This window comes from Candidatus Micrarchaeia archaeon (assembly GCA_041650355.1).
Classification (GTDB): domain Archaea; phylum Micrarchaeota; class Micrarchaeia; order Anstonellales; family Bilamarchaeaceae; genus JAHJBR01.
This window is the reverse complement of the sequence record JBAZLI010000038.1, coordinates 1-9,113: the sequence shown is the minus strand read 5'-3', so window position 1 is coordinate 9,113 and position 9,113 is coordinate 1. Positions and strand designations below refer to the sequence as shown.

Here is a 9,113-nt window from a genome sequence, read left to right as displayed (position 1 = left end):
GCGAAAGTGATTCCCGGAGTGAACGAGGAATCCACTCTCCTCTACGGGCCTGAAGTGAAGTTCAAGTCTGTGAGATTGGACGTGAGCAAGAGCATGGAGGCCGGACAGGTCTCGAACCTGTTCGCAGTTGGCGACGGCGCAGGAGTGAGCGGAGGCATAGTCACGGCAGGCGTGACCGGTCTGATAGCCGCGCGCGAGATAATCCGCAGGGAAGGGAAGAAGTGCGAAATCTGAGGTGGCCCCATGGACGAGCTTCTGTTTTCCGGAAAATACGGTGACTGGGAATACTCTGTTAGATTCGACCTGGGCAACGCCGAGCCCAAAGACGTCGCGTACGCGCTTTCCTTCATACACGAGAACGTGGAGAGCAAGGCTTTCTGCCATTCCGGGATAGACTGCAAGATGATAGAGGATGCGGTTCCCGAGGGAAAGGGGCTCATGGACGCCATATCCTTCCTTGAGGGCAGGAAGCCCGGGGAATGGAAGGAATTTCTGCTGAAGGCGGCCGGAAAAGAGGAGCTGCTCGCTGTTGCGGAGTCCAAGTTCGTTTGCGTCCTATTGTGCAAGAACAAGGTGAACGCCAAAATATGCCCGTCAACCCTGCACTCGAGCTCCCTCAGGCCCCGGAAGCAGGAGCTTCTCGAAGGCCAGATTGCGCTCATAGGGCGTTACAGGGACTGGATTGCAATAAAGAAGATGGGCGTGAACGAGAAAACCCGGGATTACGAGGTCGCCGGAATACTTTCGGCTATAAGCTCCACCCTGGTGAGGAAATCGTTCGATTTCCTGGAGCCTGACAGGAGCGTGGAGTCCATAGCCGCCTCTGCGACAAAAGGGAAGAGGAAGTCGTTCGTGAACCTTGCGACCGCGCTCAGGGACGTTTCAGGCTCTATGAACGGCGACGAAGTGCGTGATGCGTACCTGCTCAAGTGCGTGTTCGAGAATCTCGGCTTCGCCCCGTACGCCAACGTAGAGGCACTTGTGCCGGCCTACCCGGAACTGAAGGTTCCAAAGCCCAGGGGCAGGTTCGCAAAAAAGAGGTGAAAAAATGGACCCGCTGCTCTCCCTCACGATTTCGTTCTTCCTGGCCTTCTGGGTCGGGTTCGAGAGGCAGATAAGCAAGAAGCCCGCGGGCTTCGCGCCTTACGTTTTCGTGACCGTGATGTCCACCGCGCTCACCCTGGCCGCAGTGGGCTATTTCTCTTCCAACGCATCGCCCGTGCTGAACGGCATAATAGCAGGAATAGGCTTCCTGGGCGCAGGCGCGCTCATAAAGTACCATGAGAAAGTGTTCGGGTTCACCACCGCAGCCGCGATATGGGCTATGGCCGCGCTCGGGATAGTGATAGGCCTGTCCGATAACCTGTTCCTCATCGTTCTCGCCTATGTGATGGTGTGGGTCACCCTGGCAGTGGACAAGATAATAGAGAAAAAGGGCCTCGGGAGGCACCTCAAGAACGTCATAGTGCAGATAGAATCCCTTGCCGAAGGGGCGCAGACGAAAAAATTCAGGGAAACGATAAGGAAGTACAAGGACGAGAAGGAGGAAAGCATGGAAGTGAACTTCGAAAAAGGGTATATGGAATACAAGTTCTACGTTCCTGAAAACACCGACGTGCACGAGATGCTCAGGGAACTGTCCGAATTCAAGCACATAAGGCGCATACGCGTCGAGTGATTGGCATGGGAAGGGGAGCGGGCTGCGCAAAATCAATACTCTTCGGAGAGCATTTCGTGGTTTACGGCCTGCCTGCGATAGGGGTCGGGCTGTCCAAAAAAATCGAAGTGGAGATAACCAAGGCGCCCCACACGAGGCTGGAATCCAGCCACGTGGACGCGAACCTGCTCGCCGGCCTGGACGCGATAAGGAACGCGATGGGGATAAAGGACAATTTCATAATAAAAGTGAAAAGCGAGATTCCTGTCGCGAGCGGGCTCGGCTCCAGCGCCGCTGTTTCGGTTGCGTTCGTGCGCGCCCTTTCCGACGAGTACAAGCTTGACCTTTCCGAGGATAAGGTATGCGCCTACGCGTTCGAGGCCGAGAAGGTGTTCCACGGCAACCCATCGGGGATGGACAACAACCTGGCCATATGCGGGGGCGCGATAATATTCCAGAAAAAGCCCGAGGGGGTGAGCATAACCTCGCTTAGGATAGGGAAGCCAATGCACCTCGTAATCGGCGTAACCGGGAAAAAGAAGAAAACCACCGCCCAGCTCATTTCCGAAGTGAAATCCAAGAAAGAGAGGTATCCGGAACTGTTCCATTTCATATTCGAGGCCGAGAAAAAGCTCATCGAGCTTGCGATAAAGGCCATTGAGCAGGGAAAGCTCGAGGAGGTCGGGGAGCTGATGAACCTCAACCAGGGCTTCCTGTCCGCAATGGGCGTTTCGAGCAGGGAAAACAAGGACATAATATACGCGGCCAGGGAGCTCGGGGCACTGGGCGCGAAGATAACCGGCGCAGGATACGGAGGAAGCTGCGTGATACTTGCGAAAAGCGAGAAGAATGCGGAAGAAATAGCCGGAGAGATACGACGCCTGGGCTACGTTGCCATAACCTCGGTGGCGCAATAGCGGTGAAGCGATGAGGAAAAGTTCTTTGGATTCCACGGACAAGAGGATACTGCGCGAACTAAGGATGAACTGCAGGCGCTCTGCGCGCGAGCTCGCATCCGAACTCAAGCTCAGCCCTTCTTCCCTGATAGAAAGGATGAAAAGGATGGAGCAAGCCGGGATAATACGGGGGTATTCGGCGGATCTGGATTTCCTCAGGATAGGCTACGAATTCCAGGCTTTGGTGCAGATAAGCATCTCCCAGGGAAAACTCCTGGAGGTGCAGGAGAAGGTGAGCAGGATTCCTGGCGTGTATGCGGTTTACGACGTTACCGGAAGCCAGGACTCCATCGCGTTCCTGATGTGCAGGAACCGCATGGAGCTTTCATCGCTCATAAAGAAAATACTCTCGATTCCGCACGTGGAGAAGACAAACACGAGCATAATCCTAAACGTTTTGAAGGATCAGAACGAATTCGTGGACGTTTAGGCGGATTTTTTCACTCCCACCTGTTTGCAATATCTCCTTATTACGCACCTGCTGCAGAGCGGCACTTTCGGCAGGCAAGTGGTCTGGCCATGCGCCACAAGCACGATATTCAGGTGCTTCCAGAGCCTTTTCGGAACAACTAGTTTGAGCTTTTCCTCGGTTTTTTCAGGCTTTTTTGTCTTCACGATCCCAAGCCTGTTTGAAATCCTGTGCACATGCACGTCCACCCCTATCGCGTCCTTCCCGAACGCGTGCGCAAGCACCACATTCGCGGTCTTCCTCCCTACTCCCGGGAGCTTCATCAGTTTCTCAAAATCAGATGGCACTTTGGCGTCAAAATCATACACAAGCTGGTTCGCCATCTCTATAAGATAGCCTGCTTTCTGCCTGTAAAATCCGACTCCGTAAATAAGTTTAGCGACGTTCCCCCTCTTCATTCCTGCTAGCTCCCACGGGCCCCTTACCCTTGAGAACAGCTTTTCGCACGCCTTGAGCGTGGTTTCATCCTTGGTGCGGGCGGAAAGAATGGTGAAAACCAGCGATTTGAATTTGTCCCCTTTGGTGAAATCGCCTATTTTGAGAACTGGCGCGCCATTCCTTTTCGCTTCGCGCACAATCATTCCCAGCACTGCACGGTTTACCCAGCCAGCCCTACCCATAATCCTCCCATGTTGATTACTCGGCATTCATCGTTTCAGAAATCGAAATGCCCCGCACAATCAGCAACCCTCTTTCTCAGGGCATCTTTATATTCTTATTCGGGCATAGGATGAGCGGGGTGCAAATGAAAGTTACTGCATTGGCTAATTCCAACATAGCGCTCATAAAATACTGGGGCAGGAGAGATGACCAGCTCGTGCTCCCGGCCAACAGCTCAATTTCCTTCACCATGGACGAACAGCTGAGCACAAAAACTACGGTTGAATTCGCGAACGGGCTCGTTTCAGATGATGTTTGCCTTGACGGGAGGAAGGCAACGGAAAAAGAATACTCCCGCGTGGTATCTTTCCTGGGTTTGGTGCGGGCAAAAACCGGAATAAAGACCAAAGCGAAGGTGGTTTCCCAGAACACGTTCCCCAAATCAGCAGGCCTCGCGTCCTCTGCATCGGGGTTCGCGGCCCTTGCAGCCGCATCGTCCAAGGCCGCAGGCCTTAACCTAAATGAAAAAGAGCTTTCAATGCTCGCAAGGCTGGGCTCAGGCTCTGCTTCCCGCTCGGTCTTCGGCGGATGCGTGGAATGGCATGCAGGGAAAAAGAAGGACGGAAGCGACTGCTATGCAGAGCAGATTTCACCTCCTGGGAAATGGAGGGATTTGCGCAACATAATAGCAATATCCAGCATGGAGGAAAAGCACATCGGCTCTTCTGCCGCGATGGCGGTAACGAGCAAAACATCCTCCTTCTACTCCGCACGTTTGAAATCCGTTGGAAAAAGGCTCGCGGAAATGCGGAATGCAGTAAGGAAAAGGGATTTTGAAACGATGGTCCCGATAATAATGCGGGAGAGCGACAGCATGCACGCAGCCATGCTGGACAGCTGGCCTCCGGTAGTGTATTTGAACGAAACGTCCTTCAGAATCATGCGCGAAGTGCTCGCGTTCAACCAATCCCAGGGAAAATACGCTGCTGCGTACACATTTGACGCAGGCCCGAACGCGCACGTTTACACGACCGCCAAATACGCTGAAGGGATTAAGCGCATGCTCTCGGAGCTTCCCGGAGTGATGAAAATAATGGAATGCAAAATCGGGGAAGGCATTAAATTTTCGGAAGAGCACTTGTTCTAATTTTTCCTCACTTCGGTGCAAACCGCTTTCTTTCCGAGCATGAGCGCCTCCACCCTCTCCGGGTAGGCGGCGTTCACTATGTAGGAAGGCGCCCGGAGCGAGAGCAATTCCCTTAATTTTCCCTCCATCCCGCCGGTGACATCGTTTTCGGTTTTTTTCAGGTGTTTCGCTACCTCGCTGAAATTGGAGGAGGTTATCTTCTCAATCAGCCTTCCTGAATCGTCAAGAACCCCGTCCACGTTCGTTGCGAGCACCACGAGTTCAGCTTCCTTCGCCAAATAAGCCACAACCTGGTCGCCAGAGCATACCGAGCCCCCGAGGACGCTATCCGGCACCATATCCCCGTACAGCACGGGCAAAAAGCCGTTTTTCAAATATTCATGCACAATAGCTTCGTTGAATTTTGAAATGCGCTTGTTATTCTGCTCCACTATGGTAGCTGGAGAAATGGATACTGCAGGAATCCCTTCGTTTATAAGCGCCTGCACAACCAGCATGGAAAGTTCGTTGCAGGCCGCATGCGTGTCCGCGTAGCCGCGCTTCTGCTCCTCTGTCCTGACCTCGTTGTCTATTCCGTATTTGAGCACGAGCGCGTGCCCGTAGGAGCCTGCGCCATGCACGAGCACGAAATCCCGCACCCCTCTTTTCCACATGGATGCAATTGCCTTTGCCGTTTTCTGCAGGTTCTCAATGTCGGCTTCCTTATATCCGGATTTCCTGGTTATGAAGCTCCCGCCTATTTTGAGTATCTTCATGATTCTATGTTGCCGGAAAGGGTTTAAAATAAGCATTGGTGAATCTAAAATACATGCGAATTCTCGTTGCCATAACCGGAGCTTCAGGGCTTCAGTACGGCTCACGCCTAGTCTCTGTGCTTAGGAGCATGGAGGCGGATTGCAAGGCCGTAATCAGCTCGGGCGCCAAAAAAGTGGCTGAAGCAGAAGGAATTGAACTCCCTAAAGCGGATTACGGGGAATTTGATTTCTCGTCCCCTTATGCATCAGGCTCCAATCCCCCGGATGCGCTCGTGGTAGTCCCGTGCTCATTGAAAACTTTGGGGGAGATTGCGAACGGGGTGGGAAATTCGCTCACAACAAGGGCGGCTGAAGTGGCCCTGAAGGAAAGGAAAAAGCTCATTTTGGTAGTAAGGGAAACTCCCTATTCACTAATCACGATAAAGAATATGGAAACCGTAACTCTTGCAGGCGGAATTGTGCTTCCAGCATCCCCTGGCTTCTACGGGAAGCCGAAAACAATAGAGGATATGGTGGATTTCATAGTTGCAAGGGTGCTTGACCAATTGGGATTGAAGCACAAGATAGGAAAAAGGTGGAAACAATGACTTCTTTCAGGGATTTCGTGGAGCATTTGCGGGCACAGGGCAAGCTTGTAGAACTGACCCAGCCGGTTTCAAAGCATCTGGAGCTTGCAGGCGTGCTCAAGGCCCTGGACGGGAAACCTGTATATACCGATTCAGTGAAGGAAAACCCGGATGCAAGGGTGGTTGGAAACATTTTCTCGACTAGGGAATTGATTGGCGAATACCTGGAAATTGGAAACGAGGAAATAACCCATAAACTCAGCTGGGCGATAAACAACCCGAGCAAGCCCGAACTCGCGCAGAGCGGCCCGGTCCTTGAAATCACAGAAAAGGAGGTTGATTTGTCCAAATTCCCAATCCCTTTCCACGCGGAAAAGGACGGGGGCCCGTATTTCGCTTCTGCGGTCGTCATTGCACAGAATAAGGAGCTCGGAAGGAACTGCTCATTCCACAGGATGATGGTAATTGGAAAGGATAAAGTGGTGGTGCGTATTCTTCCCAGGCACCTGGACGAATTCATAAAAAGGGCTGGAGGCGAGCTGGATGTTGCCTTCGTTGTGGGCGCGCCCATAAACGTTCTCCTTGCAGGCGCAACCTCTATCGAATTGGGGAAAGACGAGCTTGAGATTGCGAATTCCCTTATGCCCTTGAAAACAGTGAAATTAGGGAATGGGATAGAAGTTCCTGCGGATGCGGAATTCGCATTCGAAGGCAAAATCACTTCTGAAATGGTGGATGAAGGGCCGTTCATAGACCTTACCGAAACCTACGACATAGTGAGGAAGCAGAGAGTGATGAAGATTACAAAAGTGCACCACAGGAAGCACCCCATATTTCACGCATTGCTTCCAGGGGCGCTCGAGCACAAGATACTCATGGGCATGCCCAGGGAGCCCACGATATTCAACGAGGTGAATAAAGTGTGCGAGTGCAAAGGGGTGAACATAACTCCCGGAGGATGCTCTTGGCTCCACGCGGTCGTTGCGATAAGGAAAATGAACGAGGATGACGGGAAAAAGGCGCTCGAAGCCGCGTTCAGGGGCCACAAATCGCTCAAGCACGTGGTAGTGGTTGATGATGATATAGACATTTACAGCCCGGATTCCGTGGAATGGGCGATAGCGACAAGGATGCAGGCTAACAAGAGCCTTGTGATAAAGCAGAACGAGAAAGGCTCTTCTCTGGACCCTTCAGCAGACCCGCACACCTACGCAACAACCAAAATGGGAATTGACGCGACGAAACCATTGTTTGTCCACGGGAAGAATTTCGACAAAGCGAAATGGATGGAAGTGGACGTGAAGAAATACCTTTAGATACATTTGATACACTTGGTGGGCATATGCTTCTTTCAAAGCAGGAACAGATGACATATGAAGGGGAAACGGGCGAGGCGGCGCGCCAGTCCATGGAAATACTGGTCGCGCTCGGAAAAATCTACGGCGCGGAAAAGATGATTTCCGTGAGTTCGGCTCAGATTGCAGGAGTTTCCTACAAAACCATTGGCGATGCCGGCCTTGAATATCTGCAGGAAATGGCCCGCAACGGCGCGAAGGTACGAATCCCGTCGCTGCTGAATCCGGCCGGGATGGACAGGACCCAGTGGAAGAAGATGAAAGTCCCGGAGGATTTCGCTAAAAAGCAGATTGAGGTGCTCAACGCCTACTCGGCGATGGGGATAACCATGAGCTGCACCTGCACCCCTTACCTCATCGGCCTGAGGCCGAAGAAAGGCGAACACATCGCATGGTCCGAAAGCTCGGCAGTCGCATTTTCAAACTCTGTGCTCGGCGCGCGCACGAACAGGGAAGGGGGCCCAAGCGCCCTTGCAGCTGCTATATGCGGCGTAACCCCTGAATACGGCTATCACCTGGACCAGAACCGGGTTTCTGATTTTGCCGTTGATGTCCGAGTGGAGCTGAAAACCAATGCCGATTTCGGCGCGATGGGCTATTATGTTGGCGAAATAGTGAAGAATCGCAATCCTTCCTTCACCGGGATGAGAAACCCGGGGGAAGACAGGCTCAAGGCACTGGGCGCGGCAATGGCTGCTTCGGGCTCTGTCGCCCTTTTTTACGCGAAGGGTGCGACGCCGGAGTTCGTGGTCTCGGAAAAGCCGGAAAAGCTGGAATTCACGGAAAAAGAGCTTAAAGAAACTAAGGAAAAGCTCAATTCAAACGAAAAACCAGACCTGATTACGATAGGCTGCCCGCACGCTTCGATAAACGAGATAAAAGAGGTTGCGGGGCTTGTGAAGGGGAAAAAGCTGGGCTGCGACTTGTGGGTGTGCACAGCAGGGCAGACAAAGGCGCTTGCCGACAAATCAGGATACACCAAAACAATCGAGGAAGCAGGCGGAACCGTGGTTGCGGACACGTGCATGGTCGTATGTCCGTTGGAGCAGATGGGTTACAAAGTTACCGGATGCAATTCAGGGAAGGCCGCGAAATACCTCTCGAGCCTGTGCAAGCAGAAAGTGGTTTTCGGCGACGTGGGTGACATCATATGCAGGTGAAGGGCAGGATTATAGCGCGCGGGAAGGGGAAGGGAAAAGTGCTCATCAGCAAGGACGCCATTTCTTTCCTCGGGGGCGTGGACCCGAAAACAGGGGTAGTGATTGAGAAGGGGCATGCGCTCGAGGGGAAGTGCATAGCCGGAACCGTGCTCGTTTTCCCGCGCGGAAAAGGCTCCACTGTCGGCTCTTACGTGATTCTCCAGCTCAAGAAGAACGGCAAAGCTCCGGCAGCGATAATAAACGCCGAAGCAGAGCCGATAATCGCAGTGGGCGCGATAATATCCAAAATCCCGATGCTGGACAAGCTGGAAAAGGACCCGTTCGCTTCATTCAGGGACGGGCAGGAAGCCGAAGTGGATGCGGACAAAGGCGCAGTCGTTTTTTAATTTTTCCTGAGAATGCCAATCATGTACACCTACGCGAAAGGATCCAAAGCCGAACGCGAACT

Annotated in this window: 12 protein-coding genes; 10 read left to right on the top strand and 2 right to left on the bottom strand. The window is 52.8% G+C overall.

Annotated elements, in window-relative coordinates; all coding sequences use genetic code 11:
• The 5 genes from WC488_03390 to WC488_03370 form a co-directional block, all read left to right on the top strand.
• Window positions 1-234, top strand: a 234-nt coding sequence (locus WC488_03390) for an NAD(P)/FAD-dependent oxidoreductase (protein ID MFA5077446.1), incomplete at its 5' end; no start/stop codon positions are given.
• Window positions 235-243: 9 nt separating this feature from the next.
• Window positions 244-1,044 (top strand): DUF2666 family protein, encoded by an 801-nt coding sequence (locus WC488_03385; GenBank protein ID MFA5077445.1) that lies wholly within the window; start codon window positions 244-246, stop codon window positions 1,042-1,044.
• Between the two features lie 4 nt (window positions 1,045-1,048).
• Window positions 1,049-1,678 carry an MgtC/SapB family protein gene (locus WC488_03380; protein MFA5077444.1) on the top strand — a complete coding sequence of 210 codons (630 nt, stop codon included), beginning with the start codon at window positions 1,049-1,051 and terminating at the stop codon, window positions 1,676-1,678.
• Between the two features lie 5 nt (window positions 1,679-1,683).
• The gene (gene mvk / locus WC488_03375) at window positions 1,684-2,574 is read left to right on the top strand and encodes a mevalonate kinase (protein ID MFA5077443.1); all 891 of its coding nucleotides are present in this window, start codon (window positions 1,684-1,686) and stop codon (window positions 2,572-2,574) included.
• A gap of 10 nt (window positions 2,575-2,584) precedes the next feature.
• Complete coding sequence (locus tag WC488_03370; protein MFA5077442.1) at window positions 2,585-3,043, top strand: Lrp/AsnC family transcriptional regulator; 459 nt, start codon at window positions 2,585-2,587, stop codon at window positions 3,041-3,043.
• On the opposite strand, the gene nth is transcribed toward WC488_03370, so the two are convergent.
• Window positions 3,040-3,663 carry an endonuclease III gene (gene nth / locus WC488_03365; GenBank protein MFA5077441.1) on the bottom strand — a complete coding sequence of 208 codons (624 nt, stop codon included), beginning with the start codon at window positions 3,661-3,663 and terminating at the stop codon, window positions 3,040-3,042. The genes WC488_03370 and nth overlap by 4 nt on opposite strands.
• A gap of 164 nt (window positions 3,664-3,827) precedes the next feature.
• Here nth and mvaD point away from each other — a divergent pair, with 164 nt between their 5' ends.
• On the top strand, window positions 3,828-4,829 hold the full coding sequence (mvaD, locus tag WC488_03360; GenBank protein MFA5077440.1) for a diphosphomevalonate decarboxylase: 1,002 nt from the start codon (window positions 3,828-3,830) through the stop codon (window positions 4,827-4,829).
• On the opposite strand, the gene WC488_03355 is transcribed toward mvaD, so the two are convergent.
• Window positions 4,826-5,584, bottom strand: a complete 759-nt coding sequence (locus WC488_03355; protein MFA5077439.1) for an isopentenyl phosphate kinase — start codon at window positions 5,582-5,584, stop codon at window positions 4,826-4,828. The two genes, mvaD and WC488_03355, sit on opposite strands and share 4 nt — an antisense overlap.
• Before the next feature lie 53 nt (window positions 5,585-5,637).
• Between WC488_03355 and WC488_03350 the strand changes: the two genes are divergently transcribed.
• The 4 genes from WC488_03350 to WC488_03335 are packed head-to-tail and all read left to right on the top strand — an operon-like array spanning window position 5,638 to window position 9,051.
• On the top strand, window positions 5,638-6,171 hold the full coding sequence (locus WC488_03350; GenBank protein ID MFA5077438.1) for a UbiX family flavin prenyltransferase: 534 nt from the start codon (window positions 5,638-5,640) through the stop codon (window positions 6,169-6,171).
• Window positions 6,168-7,466 carry a UbiD family decarboxylase gene (locus WC488_03345; GenBank protein MFA5077437.1) on the top strand — a complete coding sequence of 433 codons (1,299 nt, stop codon included), beginning with the start codon at window positions 6,168-6,170 and terminating at the stop codon, window positions 7,464-7,466. Before WC488_03350 ends, WC488_03345 begins: the two co-directional genes overlap by 4 nt.
• A gap of 26 nt (window positions 7,467-7,492) precedes the next feature.
• Window positions 7,493-8,665, top strand: coding sequence for an aconitase X catalytic domain-containing protein (locus WC488_03340; protein ID MFA5077436.1), 1,173 nt, complete (start codon window positions 7,493-7,495; stop codon window positions 8,663-8,665).
• Window positions 8,656-9,051: a DUF126 domain-containing protein gene (locus WC488_03335; GenBank protein ID MFA5077435.1), complete on the top strand. Its 396-nt coding sequence runs from the start codon at window positions 8,656-8,658 to the stop codon at window positions 9,049-9,051. Before WC488_03340 ends, WC488_03335 begins: the two co-directional genes overlap by 10 nt.
• Window positions 9,052-9,113 lie beyond the last annotated feature (62 nt).